The 17876-nt window shown below is 67.1% G+C and carries 17 protein-coding genes and 1 pseudogene; 5 read left to right on the top strand and 13 right to left on the bottom strand.

The genetic code is table 11. The features are described from left to right. Positions 1 to 45 precede the first annotated feature (45 nt). On the top strand, positions 46 to 480 hold the full coding sequence (locus tag ABIC16_RS11845; RefSeq protein ID WP_354291261.1) for a hypothetical protein: 435 nt from the start codon (positions 46 to 48) through the stop codon (positions 478 to 480). Between the two features lie 19 nt (positions 481 to 499). Here the strand turns inward: ABIC16_RS11845 and ABIC16_RS11850 are convergent, their stop codons facing one another. The 7 genes from ABIC16_RS11850 to ABIC16_RS11880 all read right to left on the bottom strand — a co-directional run bounded on the left by ABIC16_RS11850 (position 500) and on the right by ABIC16_RS11880 (position 6111). After that, complete coding sequence (locus ABIC16_RS11850) at positions 500 to 1396, bottom strand: alpha/beta fold hydrolase (protein WP_277971069.1); 897 nt, start codon at positions 1394 to 1396, stop codon at positions 500 to 502. A 129-nt stretch (positions 1397 to 1525) separates the two neighbouring features. Further along, on the bottom strand, positions 1526 to 2728 hold the full coding sequence (gene pcaF / locus ABIC16_RS11855) for a 3-oxoadipyl-CoA thiolase (RefSeq protein ID WP_354291262.1): 1203 nt from the start codon (positions 2726 to 2728) through the stop codon (positions 1526 to 1528). Further along, positions 2725 to 3372, bottom strand: a complete 648-nt coding sequence (locus ABIC16_RS11860; protein WP_354291263.1) for a 3-oxoacid CoA-transferase subunit B — start codon at positions 3370 to 3372, stop codon at positions 2725 to 2727. Before ABIC16_RS11860 ends, pcaF begins: the two co-directional genes overlap by 4 nt. Then, positions 3372 to 4082: a CoA transferase subunit A gene (locus tag ABIC16_RS11865; RefSeq protein ID WP_277971066.1), complete on the bottom strand. Its 711-nt coding sequence runs from the start codon at positions 4080 to 4082 to the stop codon at positions 3372 to 3374. The genes ABIC16_RS11860 and ABIC16_RS11865 overlap by 1 nt, the downstream gene beginning before the upstream one ends. Before the next feature lie 78 nt (positions 4083 to 4160). After that, entirely contained in the window at positions 4161 to 4898 is a 738-nt protein-coding gene (locus ABIC16_RS11870) for an IclR family transcriptional regulator domain-containing protein (RefSeq protein WP_354291264.1), read from the bottom strand. A 77-nt stretch (positions 4899 to 4975) separates the two neighbouring features. Further along, entirely contained in the window at positions 4976 to 5143 is a 168-nt protein-coding gene (locus tag ABIC16_RS11875) for a hypothetical protein (protein WP_354291265.1), read from the bottom strand. Beyond that, positions 5140 to 6111 (bottom strand): threonine ammonia-lyase, encoded by a 972-nt coding sequence (locus ABIC16_RS11880; protein ID WP_354291266.1) that lies wholly within the window; start codon positions 6109 to 6111, stop codon positions 5140 to 5142. The genes ABIC16_RS11875 and ABIC16_RS11880 overlap by 4 nt, the downstream gene beginning before the upstream one ends. Before the next feature lie 136 nt (positions 6112 to 6247). On the opposite strand from ABIC16_RS11880, the gene ABIC16_RS11885 reads away from it, so the two are divergent. The 4 genes from ABIC16_RS11885 (at position 6248) to ABIC16_RS11900 (ending at position 10156) form a co-directional block, all read left to right on the top strand. Continuing rightward, positions 6248 to 7468, top strand: a complete 1221-nt coding sequence (locus ABIC16_RS11885; protein WP_277971062.1) for a type III PLP-dependent enzyme — start codon at positions 6248 to 6250, stop codon at positions 7466 to 7468. A gap of 112 nt (positions 7469 to 7580) precedes the next feature. Next, a complete protein-coding gene (locus ABIC16_RS11890; RefSeq protein ID WP_131528249.1) occupies positions 7581 to 8630 on the top strand; it encodes a 1,9-bis(guanidino)-5-aza-nonane synthase in 1050 nt (349 codons plus the stop codon). An 18-nt stretch (positions 8631 to 8648) separates the two neighbouring features. Then, positions 8649 to 9659, top strand: a complete 1011-nt coding sequence (locus ABIC16_RS11895; protein ID WP_354291267.1) for an alpha/beta hydrolase — start codon at positions 8649 to 8651, stop codon at positions 9657 to 9659. A 68-nt stretch (positions 9660 to 9727) separates the two neighbouring features. After that, a complete protein-coding gene (locus ABIC16_RS11900; RefSeq protein ID WP_277971060.1) occupies positions 9728 to 10156 on the top strand; it encodes an MAPEG family protein in 429 nt (142 codons plus the stop codon). Between the two features lie 12 nt (positions 10157 to 10168). Here ABIC16_RS11900 and ABIC16_RS11905 read toward each other — a convergent pair whose 3' ends face one another. The 6 genes and pseudogenes from ABIC16_RS11905 to ABIC16_RS11930 form a co-directional block, all read right to left on the bottom strand. Continuing rightward, on the bottom strand, positions 10169 to 12061 hold the full coding sequence (locus ABIC16_RS11905) for an XrtA/PEP-CTERM system amidotransferase (protein ID WP_354291268.1): 1893 nt from the start codon (positions 12059 to 12061) through the stop codon (positions 10169 to 10171). After that, positions 12061 to 13608 carry an exosortase A gene (gene xrtA / locus ABIC16_RS11910; protein WP_354291269.1) on the bottom strand — a complete coding sequence of 516 codons (1548 nt, stop codon included), beginning with the start codon at positions 13606 to 13608 and terminating at the stop codon, positions 12061 to 12063. The genes ABIC16_RS11905 and xrtA overlap by 1 nt, the downstream gene beginning before the upstream one ends. A gap of 1 nt (position 13609) precedes the next feature. Next, positions 13610 to 14816 (bottom strand): annotated as a pseudogene (locus ABIC16_RS11915) (TIGR03087 family PEP-CTERM/XrtA system glycosyltransferase). Further along, the gene (locus ABIC16_RS11920) at positions 14816 to 15883 is read right to left on the bottom strand and encodes a FemAB family XrtA/PEP-CTERM system-associated protein (protein WP_502958307.1); all 1068 of its coding nucleotides are present in this window, start codon (positions 15881 to 15883) and stop codon (positions 14816 to 14818) included. The pseudogene ABIC16_RS11915 and the gene ABIC16_RS11920 overlap by 1 nt, the downstream one beginning before the upstream one ends. A gap of 2 nt (positions 15884 to 15885) precedes the next feature. Next, the gene (locus ABIC16_RS11925) at positions 15886 to 16737 is read right to left on the bottom strand and encodes an XrtA system polysaccharide deacetylase (RefSeq protein ID WP_354291272.1); all 852 of its coding nucleotides are present in this window, start codon (positions 16735 to 16737) and stop codon (positions 15886 to 15888) included. A gap of 5 nt (positions 16738 to 16742) precedes the next feature. Beyond that, entirely contained in the window at positions 16743 to 17876 is a 1134-nt protein-coding gene (locus ABIC16_RS11930) for an ExeA family protein (protein ID WP_354291273.1), read from the bottom strand.

Genomic DNA, 17876 nt, shown 5'->3' on the forward strand with positions numbered 1-17876 from the left:
GGGTACGCCTTGACGCGGGTCCCGCCTGAGCGAACAAGCCTCTCAATGCGAACACCTGTTTTCCTGGCGATCACCGCCCTGGCCGGCGCGACGATCCTTGCGCCTGTATGGGCCAGTGTCGATCGGTCCCCGAAACCGGGCGGGGTCTACCCGCTCAAACCCGGCATCTATGTTGCGGGCAAACAAAGCTGCGAGGCTCCGCCCAACGCGGTGATCCGGCAATATGACGGCCGCGGGATCAGCGGGGCGCACAGTTCCGCATGCCGTGTCCGAATCGTCTCGCGTCGCGGGTCGACCTTCGTGGTCGACCAGTCCTGCGTCGATGCAGGCGTCGGGCCGGCACCGCGGTTTACCGAACGCCAGACGGTCACCGTTCGCGACGCCCTGAACTTCTCGGTCAAGATCCGCGGGCAAAGCACCGCCTATCGCTATTGCCCGATCGATCACTTGCCCGCGGATCTGCGGTCCGCCGTCCGCTAAGGTCGGCGGCGCAGGTCGTTCAGCGGGGAGCGGGTGCTGGCGCCGCCGCATAGACCCGGTTGGCGAAGGCCGCGATCGCATCGGCCATCGCCTTGGGGCGTTCCGGCGCCATCGCGTGGCCGCTCCCGGCGATCACCTTGGTCTCGACGCGCTCCGGCACCAGCGCCTGCAGCACGTTCTTGACGACGACGGCGTCATGCTCGCCCTGCAAATCAAGGATCGGCACGGTCGTTCCCCCGGCATAATAAGTGTCGACCGGGGTGACGTTCCGGGCGTGCGCCTGCGCGTCGTGCGCTTCGGGATACCAGCCGCCAAGCCATGCGCGCGGATCGTTGCCGGGCGCGAAGAAGGCTTGTTTCAGATAGGTGATCCGCTGCGCGACGGGGAGCTTGGGATTGCCGGACCCATCGATCGCGTCGCGAAGCCGGCCGTATGGCTTTTCCTTCGACCCCGGCGGCACCTTGCCGACCGACGCCGCCGCCATCACGATGCCGCGCACCAGATCCGGCCGGTCGACCGCCAGCATCCGCGCGGGCTGGCTGCCCCAGGCGTGGCCGACGATGATCGCGGGACCGGTCTTCCGATCCTCCATCACCATCGCGACGTCAGCGGCGAAATCGTGTAGCGTCAGATCGGCCAACGGCCCCGTGCTGTTCCCGATACCGCGCGGTTCGGGGCGAAGGACCCGGAAGCCGTCCTTCGCAAGATACTGCGCGACGACATCATAATCCTCCGCCGAACGGCCCAGCGATGGCAGGATGACGATCGTCTTGCCCTGCCCCTGTTCGAGCACTTCGATCTGGACCGGCCCCTTCTTGACGAGGACACGCGCGACCTCGGCCGTTTGCGCGGCGGCAGGCCCGGAAACGGCGCAGACCGCAGCAGCGACGGAAGCAAGGAGTTGCTTGCTGATCACGAAATACTCTCCAATTCCTACACGCTGGCATGATCAGCCAACATCATGGAAAGTAGGATCGCCGACGCGAACAGCAAATGCTCTTTGGCTATGGGCTCCTATGCTTTCCGACGATAGCGATGTTCAGGGTCACACCCGCTCGATGAGCAGCGCGATCCCTTGACCGACACCGATACACATGAACGCAAGCGCATAGCGCCCCTGCGTCCGCTGCAATTCCTCGACCGCCGACAGCGTGATCCGCGCGCCCGACATGCCGAGCGGATGCCCCAGCGCAATCGCCCCGCCGTTCGGATTGACGCGCGGATCGGCCGGATCCACACCGAGATCCTGCAGCGTCGCGATCGCCTGCGCGGCAAACGCTTCGTTCAGTTCGATGACGTCGATCTGGTCGAGACCGATCCCGGTGCGCGACAGCAAGCGCCGGGCCGCCTCGATCGGGCCGATCCCCATCACGCGCGGCGCAACCCCGTGCGCCGCCATGCCTACCACACGCGCGCGCGGCGTCAGGCCGTGGCGGCGGGCCGCCGCTTCGGACGCGACCAGCATCGCCGCGGCGCCGTCATTGAGGCCGGACGCATTGCCCGCGGTCACGGTGCCGTCGGCGCGCACGACCGGGCGCAATTTGGCGAGCGCCTCCAGGCTCGTCGCGCGCGGATGTTCGTCGCGATCGAAGAGGACCGGGTCGCCCTTGCGCTGCGGGATCGTGACGGGAACAATCTCGGCGGCAAAGCGGCCATTTGCCTGTGCGGCGGCGGCCTTGGTCTGGCTGGCGAGGGCGAAGGCGTCCTGATCCTCGCGGCTCACCCCCCAGTCGTCGGCGACGTTCTCGGCGGTCTGCGGCATCGTGTCGACGCCATATGCCGCCTGCATCGCCGGGTTGACGAACCGCCAGCCCAGCGTGGTGTCCTCGATCTTCTGCGATCGATCGAACGCGCTCCCCGCCTTGCCCATTACATACGGCGCGCGCGTCATGCTCTCGACACCGCCCGCGATCATCAAGTCCGCGTCGCCGCAGCGGATCGCCCGCGCCGCCGACCCGACCGCGTCCAGGCCCGACCCGCACAGCCGGTTGATCGTCGCGCCCGACACCTGTTCCGGGAGACCCGCCAGCAGGCCTGCCATCCGCGCAACGTTGCGATTGTCTTCGCCCGCCTGGTTCGCGCAGCCGAGGAGCAGGTCGTCGACCGCCTGCCAGTCGACCCCGGCGTTGCGCGCCATCAGCGCCCGGATCGGGATCGCCGCGAGATCGTCCGCCCGTACGCTTGCGAGCGCACCGTTGAGACGGCCGATCGGGGTGCGAATTGCATCGCAGATGAAGGCATCGGTCATGCGGCAAGCTCCTGCGCCAGCGTAAGGGGGGCGTCCGTCTTCTCGCGGATCTCTTCGATGCTGACCCCGGGGGCGCATTCGAGCAACCGCAGACCGGGCTTGTCGCACGCGATCACCGCAAGATCGGTGATGATCAGGTCGACACAGCCCTTGCCGGTCAGCGGCAGGCTGCACTCGCGCAGGATCTTGGACGTGCCGTTCTTGCTGACATGGTCCATCACTACCGCGACACGTTTGACCCCGGCGACCAGGTCCATCGCGCCGCCCATGCCTTTGACCATCTTGCCCGGGATCGTCCAATTGGCGATGTCGCCGTTCGCCGACACCTCCATTGCGCCGAGCACGGTCAGGTCGATATGGCCGCCGCGGATCATCGCGAAGCTGTCGGCGGACGAGAAGAAGCTCGATTCCGGAAGCTGCGTGATCGTCTGCTTGCCCGCGTTGATCAGGTCGGGGTCCGCCTCGCCTTCGAACGGAAACGGCCCCATACCGAGCATGCCGTTCTCGGACTGGAGCGTCACGTCGATCCCCTCGGGGATATAGTTCGCGACGAGCGTCGGGATGCCGATCCCGAGATTGACGTAATAGCCGTCCTTGAGTTCGGTCGCCGCGCGTGCGGCCATCTGTTCGCGAGTCCAGGGCATTATGCGGCCTCCCTTGCGCGGGTCGTCAGCTTCTCGATCCGCTTCTCGTTGATGGTGCTGAGGACGATCCGGTCGACATAGATGCCGGGGGTGTGGATGCAGTCCGGGTCGAACGTCCCCGCGGGGACGATTTCCTCGACCTCGACGACCGTCACCTTGCCGGCGGTCGCCATGTTGGGGTTGAAGTTGCGCGCGGTCTTGCGGAACATCAGGTTGCCCGCCGGGTCGGCGCGCCACGCCTTGATGATCGAAACATCGGCGCGGAGCCAGGTTTCGCGGACATACTCTTCGCCGTCGAACGTTTCGGTCGGTTTCCCCTCGGCGACCACGGTCCCGACACCGGTCTTGGTGAAGAACGCCGGGATGCCCGCGCCGCCTGCGCGAATGCGCTCCGCCAGCGTGCCCTGCGGGGTCAGCTCGAGCTCGAGTTCGCCGGAAAGATATTGTTGTTCGAACAGCTTGTTTTCGCCGACGTAGCTGGAGACCATCTTGGCCACCTGCCGGCTTTCCAGCAGCATCCACAGACCGAAACCGTCCGCGCCCGCATTGTTCGAAATCACCGTCAGCCCGGTGACGCCACTCGCGCGAATTTCCGGGATCAGGCTTTCCGGGTTGCCCGAGAGACCGAAGCCGCCCGACATGATCGTCATGCCGTCAAAGAGCAATCCGTCGAGCGCCGCGGCTGGCGTATCGAAAATCTTCCGGGTCATACCCTCTCCGTTGTTCGATTAACGAACTAAGTGTTCGATCATCGAAATACGCCGATGCCGGATGTTCGGCAAGTCCTTTCAGCCGAGCTGTCCGCCCAGTTCACCCGCGGTCGCGATGAGCTGGGGGAGGATCGTCTCGGTCATCTCAGCCACGGAAACGCGCAAGGCATGCGCGCCGACGTTCATCGCCGCGACGACCCGCCCGTCACGCGCACGGACCGGCACCGCGATCGAGCGCAGGCCGAGATCGAGTTCCTGGTCAACCAGCGCATACCCCCGCTCCGCGACGCGCCGCAGCTCCTCACGCACCGCCTCGGGGTCGGTCAGCGTGCGCGGCGTATGCGCCACCGGCGGGTGGTCGCCGAGCGTCGCATCGCGCGCTTCGTCGGGCAGCTGCGCGAGCAACACCCGGCCCATCGAACTCGTCGCGAGCGGCAGGCGACTGCCGACGTGGAGGCCGACCGCCATGATCCGGTCGCGCGACGCCCGCGCCAGATAGAGAACCTCGCTGCGATCGAGCACGCCGAGCGATGCGCTTTCGCCGACCGCATCGCGCAACCGGTCGAGCAGCGGCTGCGCCAGCGCGGGCAGCGACCGCTCGCCCATATAGCCTGCCGCCAGCCGCAACACGCTGGGCCGCAAGGCATAGCGCCGGTCCTGGCATTCGACGTAGCCCGCCGCCTCGAGCGTGAACAGGCATCGCCCGCAGACCGCGCGCGCCAGCCCCGTCGCTTCGGCGATCCGCGCCACGCTCTGGCCCGGTCCGAGTTCCGCCAGCGCCTCGAAAACGGCAAGGCCGCGTGCGAGCGAAAGCATGTGACGGGGATCGGCTGGCGGTGGTGTCATCGCCGCAACCTATCGCCGCCACGCCAGAAACGCCACTTGGCGCGGCGTTACACTGTCCAGATCGCGACGTTCCCGACGAGGACCACGGCCATCACGATCAGCAACACGCCCTTGCGCACGTCGCTGCGCCGAACGATCATCGTACCGCCCCCGATCAGACAGGCGAACGCCGCCAGCATCGCGATCGCGGGTGCGAGCGATTCGATCCCGCTCATGCCGCCCCCGCCAGCACCGCGGCATAAGCGGCGCGATCGACGTTGCCGCCGGACAGCAGCACGAGCATTCCCGGCTTAGGCGGCACCTCGCCCGCCAGGATCGCGGCGAGCGCGACCGCTCCGCCCGGTTCCACCACCAGCCGCAGCGTATCCGCCGCCCAGCGTTGTGCGTCGCGGATCTCCCGTTCGCTGACGGCGACCCCCGTGGCACCGCGCCGGAGCAACACGTCGAACGTGAGCGGCGAAACGCGCATCGTCTGGAGCGAATCACACGCGGTCGGGGGTGGCGACGCGCCGACGGGTTCGATCCGTCCCGCGGCGAGCGATCTCCGCATGTCGTCCCAGCCCTCCGGCTCGACCACGGTGATCGTCGCGTCGGGCAGCGCCAGCGCGATCCCTGCCGATAGCCCGCCGCCCCCGCACGGGATCACGACGTGCAGCGGTCGCCCCAACCCCAGCGCCGCCATTTGCGTTGCCGCTTCGATCCCTGCGCTCCCCTGCCCCTCGATCACCCAGGGATCATCGAAGCTCGGCACCAGCACTGCGCCACGCGCCTCCGCCAGCCGCGCCGCGATCGCCTCGCGGCTCTCGGTCGCGCGATCATAGGCGACCACCTCCGCGCCGAGCGCCAGCGTGCCGTCGCGTTTCGCCTTGGGCGCGTCCGACGGCATCACGATCGTCGCGGGCATGCCGAGGCGCTTCGCTGCCCACGCCACACCCTGCGCATGATTCCCCGACGAGAACGCGACCACGCCTCTGGATCGCAAATCGGGTTCGATTGCGGTCAACCGATGCCACGCCCCGCGCAGCTTGAACGCGCCCATCGGCTGCAGATTTTCCGCTTTGAAAGCGACCGTAACCCCCGATATTTCCACGGAAAATAAAGGTGTTGGTGGCACCACCGCGCCGACCTTCGCCGCTGCATCCCGCACCCCGGCCCGTGTCGGCTGTCTTAAAATTGTCACCATCTGTCTCCGGGGGTCCAAAACCGCTTTACATTGCAAAAGCGCGACCGTATCTCGCCCATCCGCTGCCCCATGGGACTTCCAACCGCAAGGCAGCTTTTTTCACCGTTCGGCGCAAGCCACTTGGAGGTCCCTTGAGTTGCACAAGCATCATCGCGCGCTGGGGTTAGCGAAGACCCCTTCGAACTCGGTTTCGGGTATCGACATCGCTCAGCAGCGGCCGGTTCAGCCGGTTACGCTGGTTCGTCCTCACGCGGCAGCGCGTGCGGCTCGGTTCTTCGTCGAGAAGTTCCCGGGTCGCTCGATGTATGCGGTCAAGGCGAATCCGGCTCCTGAGTTGCTCAAAATCCTTTGGGACTCGGGGATCACGCATTACGACGTGGCCTCGATCGCCGAAGTCCGGCTCGTCGCGACGACGATCCCGGGCGCAACCCTGTGCTTCATGCACCCGGTCAAGGCTCCCGAAGCGATCCGCTCTGCCTATTTCGACTATGGTGTCCGCACCTTCTCGCTCGATTCGATCGAGGAGCTGGACAAGATCATGGACGCCACCGACCAGGCGACCGACCTGACGCTGTGCGTCCGGTTGCGCGTTTCGTCGGAGCATTCGAAGCTCAGCCTCGCCTCGAAGTTCGGCGCAGCCCCCGGCGAAACCCGGGAATTGCTGTTCCGCGCGCGTCAGGCGGCGGATGCGCTCGGCATCTGCTTCCACGTCGGCAGCCAGGCGATGACGCCCGAAGCCTATTCCAACGCGCTCGAGCGGGTTCGTGCGGCGATCGTCGATGCGGCGGTTACGGTCGACGTGATCGACGTCGGCGGCGGCTTCCCTTCGTCCTACCCGGGCATGGAGCCTCCCCCGCTCGAGCACTTCTTCGAGACGATCCACCGTGCGTTCGAATCGCTGCCGGTCAGCTATTCGGCCGAACTGTGGGCCGAACCGGGTCGTGCGCTGTGCGCCGAATACAGCTCGATCGTGGTGCGCGTGGAAAAGCGTCGCGGCGACGAATTGTACATCAACGACGGTGCTTACGGCGCGTTGTTCGATGCGGCACACATCGGCTGGCGCTTCCCGGTCGAGCTCCTGCGCGAGCCGGAGAGCCGGTCGAAGGACATGGCGTTCAGCTTCTACGGGCCGACGTGCGACGACATGGATCACATGGCGGGACCGTTCTACCTTCCGGCCGACGTCCAGGCGGGCGACTATCTCGAGATCGGGATGCTCGGCGCTTATGGTTCGGCGATGCGGACCGCGTTCAACGGGTTCGGATCGGACGAGACGGTGATCGTTGCGGACGAACCGATGGTGTCGCTGTACAGCGAAGCCATGCCGCACGTCGCGTCGAACGTCGTCAAGCTGTAACAGGCATTTCATAATCAATACGAATCGGGGGGGCGGTGCAGCGATGCACCGCCTCTCTCCGGGTTTCCGCGTCCCCTAAACGACGGCGGCTGTTGAAAAAGGGTATGACCCCATGACCGAAGTCCTCAACACCAACCGCAAGGCCGAGCTGCTCTCGACCACCGTCGAGCATATCGACATCACCAAGTTCGACGCGCGCCCGATCGTCGACGCGATGAAGAAGATGAGCTTCACCAGCCGCGACCTCGGTCGTGCGACCGACATCTACAACCAGATGCTCGCCGACAAGGATTGCTCGATCTTCCTTGTCATCGCAGGCTCGACCTCGGCCGGCGGCTGCATGGATCTCTATGCCGAGCTGCTCCGCAACAACATGATCGACGGCATCGTCGCGACCGGCGCGTCGATCGTCGACATGGATTTCTTCGAGGGCCTTGGCCACAAGCATTACCAGGCGCTCGAAGTGCCGGACGACGACACGCTGCGCTCGCTGCTGATCGACCGGATCTACGACACGTACATCGACGAGGAACAGCTCCAGCACGTCGACCACACGATCTTCGAGATCGCCGAGACGCTCGAACCGCGCCCCTATTCGAGCCGCGAGTTCATCCGCGAGATGGGCAAGTATCTCGTCGAGCACGGCAAGAAGGACAACAGCCTGGTCAAGCTCGCTTATGAGCATGACGTTCCGATCTTCTGCCCGGCGTTCGTCGACAGCTCGGCGGGCTTCGGCCTCGTCAAGCATCAGGTCGATTCGGTGAAGGCGGGCAAGCCGTACATGGTGCTCGACGCGATCGCCGATTTCCGTGAGCTGACCGAAATCAAGATCAAGGCGGGTGTCACTGGCCTGCTCATGATCGGCGGCGGCGTGCCCAAGAACTTCATCCAGGACACGGTCGTCTGCGCCGAGATCCTCGGGCATGACGACGTTCAGGTCCACAAATATGCAGTGCAGATCACCGTCGCCGACGTGCGCGACGGCGCCTGCTCGTCCTCGACGCTGCAGGAAGCGGCATCGTGGGGCAAGGTGAACACCGCGATCGAACAGATGGTGTTCGCCGAAGCGGGCAGCGTGATGCCGCTGCTGGCGTCGGATGCTTATCACCGTGGTCTCTGGAAGGACCGCGTGAAGCGTCGTTGGGGTGCAAGCTTCGACTGAACCCGCTAAGCGCCCGGAATGCAGAATCGTCGCAACATCCTGGCGCTCTCGATCGGCGCGGCCGCAGCCCCTGCTGCGGCCGCTGCCCAACGCACCGCGCTCCCGTTTCAGCCGGGGGCGATCTCACTCTCCGCGACGCCAACCTGGCCCCCGCGCGAGAATTTCCCGTTATGGGCTGGCGCGGCCCCCGGCGCCCGCACACCCGAACCGCTCCCACGATCCGAAATCACCGGGCGGACCGGCGAATATCACGACTTGTGGCTGCGCGGCGTCGTCCGCCCGGACGTCGGCGTGGTGCGCCCGCGTCGGCCCGACGGTCGCGCGGTGCTGATCATGCCCGGCGGCGGGTACAGCTTCACCTCGATCCGCAAGGAAGGCCTGGATATCGCGCTGGTGCTCGCGGCACGCGGGATTACCGGCTTCGTGCTCAATTACCGGCTTCCGGGCGAAGGCTGGGTCGATCGCGCCAACACACCGTTGATGGACGCGCAGCGCGCCCTGCGGCTGATCCGCCACAACGCGGAACGCTACGGGATCGACCCGCGCCGGATCGGCGTGCTCGGTTTCTCGGCGGGCGGGCATCTCGCCGCGTCGCTGCTCACGCAATATGAGACGCCGGTCTATCACCGCGTCGACGCCGCCGACGCAGTGTCCGCGCGGCCCGATTTCGGCGGGTTGATGTACGCGGTGTCGAACATGGACCTGGGCCGCAGCCACGGCGGATCGCGCACCAATCTGCTCGGTCCCAACCCCGATCCGGCGATGGAACGGCGCTATGCGTGCGACCGCAACATCACGCGCGAGACGCCGCCTTTGTTCATCGTCCACGCGCAGGACGATCCGACCGTGCCGTTCACCAACGCGATGGACCTGTTCGCGGGGGCGCGCGCGGCACGGATCCCGGTGGAGGCGCATTTCCTGCTCCGCGGCGGGCACGGGTTCGCCGCGCGGCTGCCGGCCACCGACAGCGGGTCGCTGTGGCCCGACCAATATGACCGCTGGATCGGCGAAGTGATGGGGCGCCGGTAAAGTCCGACGGGTTGCCCCCGCCCCGCTGATCCGGCAGCATGGCTGCACAATCGGAGAGGGCATGACGGATGCATAGCGAAATTCTGAAACCGGTGGTCGTGCTGATCGCCTGGACGCTCGTCATGCTGCTGTGGATGATGCTCACGCGGCTGCCCGCGATGAAGGCATCCGGGGTCGACCTGAACACGCTGGTCGGCACCAAACCCGCCGATGCGGACGGACGGCTACCCCCGAAGGTCCAGTGGAAGGCGCATAATTACAATCACCTGATGGAACAACCTACGCTGTTCTATGCGGTCTGCGGCGTGATTGCGCTGACCGGCACCGGCAACGGAGTCAATGCCTGGATCGCCTGGGCCTATGTCCTGCTCCGGATCGCGCACAGCGTCTGGCAGGCGACCGTCAACAAGGTGTCGGTGCGGTTCGCGCTGTTCCTCGGATCGTCGCTCGCGCTGGTCGCGTTGACCCTGCATGCGGCGATGGCGGTGTTCGCCTAGCGCAAGCGGGCTTCAGCCGAAAAGCCGCACCATCGACCGTTCCAGCATGACGAGCTGCCACAAGGTCCGCCCATGCTCCGCAACGCCCGCGCGGTGGTCCGCCGCGATCCGCGCGATCGTCGCGAGGTCGAACCAGCCCGTCCCGCCGAGGACGCGCGATCGCGCCAGCGCCGCGGCTTCATCCGCCAGCGGTCCGCGGAACCAGGCGCTGATCGGGGTAACGAACCCCATCTTCTGCCGGTAGAGGATGTCGTTGGGCAAATAGCGCTCCAGCGCCTTCTTCATCAGCCACTTCCCCTGCCCGCCGCGCAGCCGCATCCCGACCGGAAGCTTCGCCGCAAACTCGACCAGCCGGTAATCGAGCAGCGGTTCGCGCGCTTCGAGCCCGACCGCCATGCTCGTCCGGTCCGCCTTGGTCAGGATGTCCCCCGGCAACCAGTGCTGCAAATCGGCATATTGTGCGCGGTCGAGCGGATCGCGCGCAGGCGCATCGCGCATCGTGGTGACGTAGCGGTCCTCTGCGCGATGCCCCGACAGCGCCCGCCGCGCGGCGTCGGTGAACAGCGCAGCCCGCAGCGCAGGCGTCGTCACGCCGACCGAGCGCGCATACGCCTCCGCGCCATCCTCGGCGAGGGCAAGCAGCGTCGTCTTTGCACGGAGCGGACGTGGCGCCCAATCGGCCTTGGGATAATAGTGCCCGAGCGTCCCGAACACGCTGCGCCGCATGTCCGGCGGCAACAACCCGCGCACGCGCTCTTCCGCCGCCTGGAACTTGTAGCGGCGATATCCCGCGAACGCCTCGTCCGCGCCGTCGCCCGACAGCGCGACCGTCACATCCTCGCGCGCCAGCTCGCACACGCGGTAGGTGGCGAGGGCGGACGCATCGGCGAAGGGTTCGTCGAACGCCGCGACCAGCGTATCGATCAACGCGAAATCGTCGGACGCGACGACCCGCTCGCGGTGCGCGGTCGCAAAGCGTCGCGACACGTCCGTCGCATAGCGACGTTCGTCGAGGCTCGCCTCATCGAACCCGATCGTGCAGGTCCGCACCGCACCGCGCGACGCTTCCGACATCAGCGCGACCACCGCCGAACTGTCGACCCCGCCGGAAAGAAATGCGCCGAGCGGCACGTCCGAAACCATCCGCGAGGTGACCGCCTCGCGCAGCAACCCTTGCAGTTCGGCGGCCAGATCGCGCGCGCTTCCCGTTGCCCGGGTCGAGAAGTCGACGCTCCACCAGCGCTGCGGCAGCGGCACCGGACGCCCGCGCTCGATCAGCATCGCGTGCCCCGCGGGCAGCTTGCACACGCCCGCCACCAGGCACGCGTCGTCGGGCACGTATCCGTAGGCCAGATAATCCTCGACCGCGCGAATATCGGGTTCACGCCGGAGCAGAGGATGCGCCAGCAACCCCTTGAGTTCTGACGAGAATGCCAACGCGCCGTCAGCCAGCGTCACATAATGCAGCGGCTTCACGCCCAACCGGTCGCGCGCCAGGAACAGGCATTGCCGCCGCGCATCGTGTATCGCGAAGGCGAACATCCCGTTGAGCCGTGGCAGCATCGCCGGTCCCCAATGGTCCCACGCGTGCAGCAGGACCTCGGTATCGCCCTCGGTCCGGAACGTCGCGCCGAGCGTTTCGAGTTCGGTCCGCACGGCCGCGAAATTGTAGATTTCGCCATTATATATGATCGTCAGCGCCTCATCGGCGCTCGTCATCGGCTGCGGCGATCCTTCGAGGTCGATGATCGACAACCGCCGATGCCCCAGCCCGACGCCGGGCGCGGTCCACACCCCCGCGCCATCCGGCCCGCGATGCGCCTGCGCGTCCGCCATCGCGCGCACCCGCGCCGGGTCCACCGGCTTTGGCATCGCCGTGTAATAGAGCCCCGCAATCCCGCACATCAGCGAAGCACGCCCGCGCTGCGATCCGCGAGGCGATCGATCGGCCCGAGCGCGGCGACGAAACGCGCGAGGTCGGTTCGTGGGGCGTGTCCCGGCCGCTGTTCCGCCGACACGTGCACCGCGACCGCGCGTTGCGGTCCTCCCAACAGACGAACCCTAAGCGTTTCCAACTTCACCACACTTCCCGCATGCGTCACCGTGTCACCAACCCGGTACCATGTCACCACTTCGCGTTCGATCCGCCCCGGCCCGACGATCCGAAGCGACGATCCCCCCGCCAGATCGGGCAAATCGCCGATCCGGACCCAGCGGTCTTCCGCGCGCAGCACCCCGATCCCGAAGCCGACGAGTTCCTTCCCTTCGCGCTGGCTGCCGAAAACCGCAACCGCAAGGTCCACCACCGCGCCGTTCGCATCGGCATAGCGGACGAACAGCGTCCGATCAGCGCCGGGATAATAGGGCTCCCACGCTGCCGAGGGTGCAACGCGGTGCCACCCCGGGATCACCGGCGCCGCGATCCGATCGGGCACCGCTTGCGATCGATGCGCGATCGCGCCCGACCAGGCGAGACCGCCCGCCGCGAGCGTCAGCACGAGCATCCCGGCGAGGACGGGATCGACCCGCCAGCGGGGAATCGCCTGCAAGCGGTCGGGGTCGAACATCGGTGCGTCCGGCGATCGGTCGAACCACCGCCATCCGACCGCGAGCACGGCTGCCATGACGAACCCGAAGAACAGCCAGCCATAGACGATATGGTCGAGCCCGGTCGCCTGCGCGACCGACGTCCGGTACGCCGCATAGATCGTCCCGAACGCGCGGACGCCGTTCGCCAGGACCGGCACGACCAGCGCCACCGCCATGAACACCACGCGCCGTCGCCACGAAACGAAGCACACATTCGCCACCAGCGCACCGTAAGCGGTCATCGCGAGTACGAACTTCGCGCCGGAACACGCTTCGGCGACTTCGAAATAGCCGTTGGGTATGGTGATCAACACGCCGTCGACCGTTGCGGGCACGCCGAACAGATGCAACAGCGGCATCGTCATCGCGACGGTCACGCGTTGCAGCGGCGCTTCCAACCCCTCGCCGAACGGGACGAGGAACCCGGCGTAGAGAATCGGAAACAGCAGCGCGCGCGCCACGTTGGGACCGAGGATCGTCACCACCGTCCCCTGCACCATCAGCACCAGCCCGAGATGCCGCGCGAGCGCCACGCCCGCCGCGTCCCCCGTCACCCAGGCGAAGCTCCCCACGGCGACCAGCAGCAAGCCCGGCAGCCACGAAACCGGCGTCAGCCGCGCCAGCCCGTCGCGACGCTGCCACACCAGCCAGCCGACGACCGGCGCGATGAACAGGCAATGCCCGAAGGTCGTGCTGGTCCACCAGATCCGCGCGAGGACCGCGAGATCCTGCCGGAACAGCACCAGCAGTCCGGCGACGGTTGCCGCCAGCAACGCGAGAGGATCGAGCCACGCCGTCGCCGCAGGTCGCACGGTGTGGCCCGGATCGATCGCATAGGCGCGCTCCCCCGCGAGGCTCGTCATGTCAGCCGACGACGGCGCGTGCGGTCGGCGCGAAGCCGCACAGCGCGTCGAGCGGCGCCAGCCGCGCCGCCCAGCTATAGCGCTGCTGCACCTGCGCGCGCGCGTCCGCCCCCATGCGTGCCGCGGCGATCGGGTCGTCGAGCACCGCCACCACTGCCGCCCGCGATCTGCGCCGCGGTCTCGCCGGTGCGGATCGTGCCGGCGTGGTCGATCCCTTCGGCGGCGGCGTGCGACGTCACCACCGGTCGCGCCATCGCCATCGCTTCGAGGACCTTGTTCTGCACGCCACGCGCCAGCTTGAGCGGCGCGACGACCACCGAAGCTGCCGCGAGCCACCCGCGAACATCGGGCACCTCGCCGGTCACGATCACCCCCGGACGGGTCGCCAGCGCGCGGACCGCATCGGTCGGTGCCCGCCCGACGATCGCGAAGCGCGCGTCCGGATGGCGTCGGCGGATCAGCGGCAGGATCGTCTCGGCAAACCAGCAGACCGCTTCGATATTGGGGCGATAGTCCATCTGCCCAGTGAAGACGATCGCGGGCGCGGGCAGATCGGCGGGGGTGAAGGACGCGGCGGGATCGAACATCCCGGTGTCGATCCCGTTCTCGACCGCGTGGACATCGGTGAGCCCGGTCCTATCCGCGAACATCGCCGCCTCGGCTGCGCTGACGAACAGGCTGGCGTGCGCGGTCTCCGCGATGCCGCGATCGTGCCGCAGCAGCAACCGTGCTTCGCGCTGCAGCACCCATCGCATCGGCCCGCGCGATCCTTCCGCATACGCCTCGAACTTCGCCGCATCCATGTCGACGAAATCCATGATGACGCGCTGCCGCGGATTGCTGGGAAGATACTGCGCCATCTGGCTGGAAAAGACGTAGATCGTGTCGATCGGATGCTCGGCCAGCACCTTGTCGACGGCGCGCTTGACCGAAGGGTTGCGGAACGCGCTCAGGGACATCGGTTCACCACGCACGATCGCCTCTGCCGCGGACCGCACCCGCGATCCGGACCGCCAGACGATCGTCGGATCGGCGGTGATCGCCGACAGCCCCCCCGCGCCGCTGAGATCACGCGCATCATCGGCGAACGCGACCAGATGCACGCGCGCGCGCTCGGACAGATAGCGGAGAACATGATAGCCGCGGATCTTGTCGCCGCGATTGGGCGGATAGGGCACGCGGTGCCCGAGGAACAGAATGTCGCCCATCACCCCAGGCCGCGCGAAATGTGCGGCCCAACCGCGTTGGCGACCCACAATGGCAGCTTCTTCCACAGGTCGATCTTACGGGCATAGCGCGGGTCGAGCGGGTTGACTTCGCGGGCCTCGGCGCCCGGCGCGACATGCTTGGCGTAAACGAGCGGGGTCGGTTCGAACCCCCAGGTCTTCTTGTACGCGGCGGGGCCGGTCCCGGCCTTGGATCGCCCGAAGTCGAACCGCGAACAGCCGCGCTCGCTGGCGTGCGCCATCAGCGCGAAATACATTCGGTCGTTTGCGCGCAGCGCCCGTGCCGCCTGCGTGCCGCCGCCCCAATAGGGGTAGACGGTGCCGTTGAAATACAGGCTCAGCACGCTCGCGACGGGCGTGCCGTCCGATCGCACGGTCAGGATGTCGCAATCGGCACCAAACCGGTCGAGAACGGCGTCGAACAGGCGTCGCGGGAACACCGGAGTGCCCAGATTGCGCACCGATTCGGCGTAAACGGCGTAGTGGGCGCGGCGATCTTCGGTGCTGGTCCCGACCGACACGGTCAGCGCTCCGTCGAGCGCCTTGCGCACCTCGGCGCGCTGTTTGCGAGGGATCGCGGCCAGGATCGCGGCCTCGCTCTCCGGGATCGCGCGCACGAACCCCAGATAGGTCTCTGCATCCTCCGCCCAAGCCCCCTCCGGCACCGGCCCGCCGCGCAGCTCGAGCGTCGCGCAGCCGCGTTGCGCGGCCAGCGTGACGGCCGCCTCGGCCAACGGCGCGATTGCGGCCAGATCTTCCGCCAGGATTCCACCACCGACCGCAAACCCGTTGGAGATCAGCGCCTTACCGAAGAGTCTTGACTGTATTTCTGTCATCGGCAGGATCCCCGCCAAACCGCCGTTCGCCTGTTCCGCGACCAGCAGATGGCATGTCTGCCGGCACCCTTCCGCGACGCCGAGGCTCCATTTAGGCAAGTGGAACGGCGTTCCCGCCAGATGCGCCCGGACGAACACCTCGACCCGCAGCCGCTCCCGCACGTCGCGCAAATCCACCAGCCGCACCGCGACCGGCTTCGTGAGCAAAGCCATGGTCACGCGCCCATCCCGACCGGAACGGAACCGAGCCTTGCGACGATCGCATCCATCCGGCCCCAGTCATGCCGCGCGATCAGCCCGCGAAGCTTGCCCGACATTGCGCCCAACCGACTGTAATGGCGCAACCGCGACCGCATCGGCGCGTGGTTCACGCGGGGCTGGCCGGGATCGATTTCCCAAGGATGGAAGTAGAATACCGCCGGTTGCCCCGCACGATCGACCTGACGCACCGCGTAATCGGTGACCGCTGCGGGAAACAGCCGGAAGAACCCGCCGCCCGTCGCCATCCGCCGACGGCCCAATTCCGCCACGGTCACGGGCACTTCGATCAACGCGGCATCCGCGCGGGGACGAAAGGCGTAGCGAGGCGCCTCGGGCCAGCCGTAATGATCATGCCGCAGCGGCGCGATGCTCGACGAATAGGCGTAGCCCGCCTCCGCGAGCACATCATGCGCCCAGGGGGTACGCGCATCGATCGAGAAGCTCGGCGCGCGATAGCCGGTCACCGCCACCCCGCCCGCGTCCTCCAGCGCGCAGCCCGCGCGGGCAACGTCGCTCCGGAATTCATCGGGCGTCATCGTGAAGACGCGAGCATGGTCCCAGCCGTGGCTCGCCAGTTCATGCCCCTGCTCGACGATCCGGCGGATCACCGCAGGATAGCGCGCCGCGACCCAGCCGAGCGTAAAGAACGTCGCCTTCACCCCGCTGTCGGCGAACAGCGCCAGGACAGCATCGGTATTGCGCTCGACGCGCGGGGTCAGGCTCGCCCAGTCGGCCTTGTCGATGACCTTTTCGAACGCGCCGACCTGGAACCAATCCTCGACGTCGACCGACATTGCGTGTTGCATCGCCTTCAGTTCCCGCTGCCGTGAGCGAAACCAGCCGGACCGGGTGCAGCTTCGGCCCAATCGACCAATAGCGTCAGCACCCGGCGCAACGCGACGTCCTGTTCCTCGATCCGGGCTTCCAGCCTAGCGATCCGCCCCTCCAGCGCAGCCGACGACGCGTTGCCTGCCTGATCCAGATCCTGACCGGAATCGAGCGTCTTGTCTGGGGCCGCGATCGAACGGACAGGATCGTGATCATTCGAGGGCGACGCAACGCGGAAGATTTGAGTCGGCTCGCTCCCGACGCTCGGAGCCCGGGCCAGCGGCGCGACGAGCTTTGCGCCCGGCAAGTCCCCGGCGATATCGGCAACGACGACGCGGACCGCGTCCGCATCGATCGTCGTCAATTGCTCCAGCGCGCCAAACAGCAGCACCCGACCCGCCAACTGGTTCAACCGCCGCGGAACCCCCTCGGACACGTCGTACAGCGTATCGAACGCGTCGCGCGTAAACCTCGGGCGGTCGACTCCGCCGACCACCGACAACCGGTGCTGAATATAGGGCGCGACTTCCTCCCGCCCCATCGGTTCGAGGTGATGGACCGCGATCACACGCTGCCGGAGCTGTTCGAGCCGATCCGACCCGTACAGGCGGTCGCGGAACTCGGGCTGCCCCAGCAGGACGATCTGCAGCAGCGCCTGCGCACCGGCCTGAAAATTCGACAGCATCCGAAGCTCTTCGAGGCTCGCGACCGGCAACGCCTGCGCCTCGTCCACGATCAGCAGGGTCCGCCGCCCCGATCTGGCGATCCCGTGCAGCCCCTGCTCGATCGCGGCGAGCAGTTGCGCCTTGGTCAGCCCCTTGCCCTCGATATCGAGCCCGGCGGCGACCATCCGCAGCAGGTCCTCCGCCTCGATCTGGGTCGAGACGATCTTGACGACGTGCAACCGGGTCGGATCCGTCGTCGCGATCAGATGACCGACCAGCGTCGTCTTGCCCGCGCCGACGTCCCCGGTGATGACGATGAAGCCCTCCCCTTGCGCCAGGCCGAAGCCCAGATACGCCATCGCCTTGCGGTGCGTCGCGGTCTCGAACCAGAAGCGCGGATCGGGGGTCAGCTGGAACGGTCGCCCGGTCAGTCCGTAATGATCATCGTACAT

Source organism: Sphingomonas sp. PvP055, assembly GCF_040546365.1.
In the GTDB taxonomy this organism is placed as follows: domain Bacteria; phylum Pseudomonadota; class Alphaproteobacteria; order Sphingomonadales; family Sphingomonadaceae; genus Sphingomonas; species Sphingomonas echinoides_A.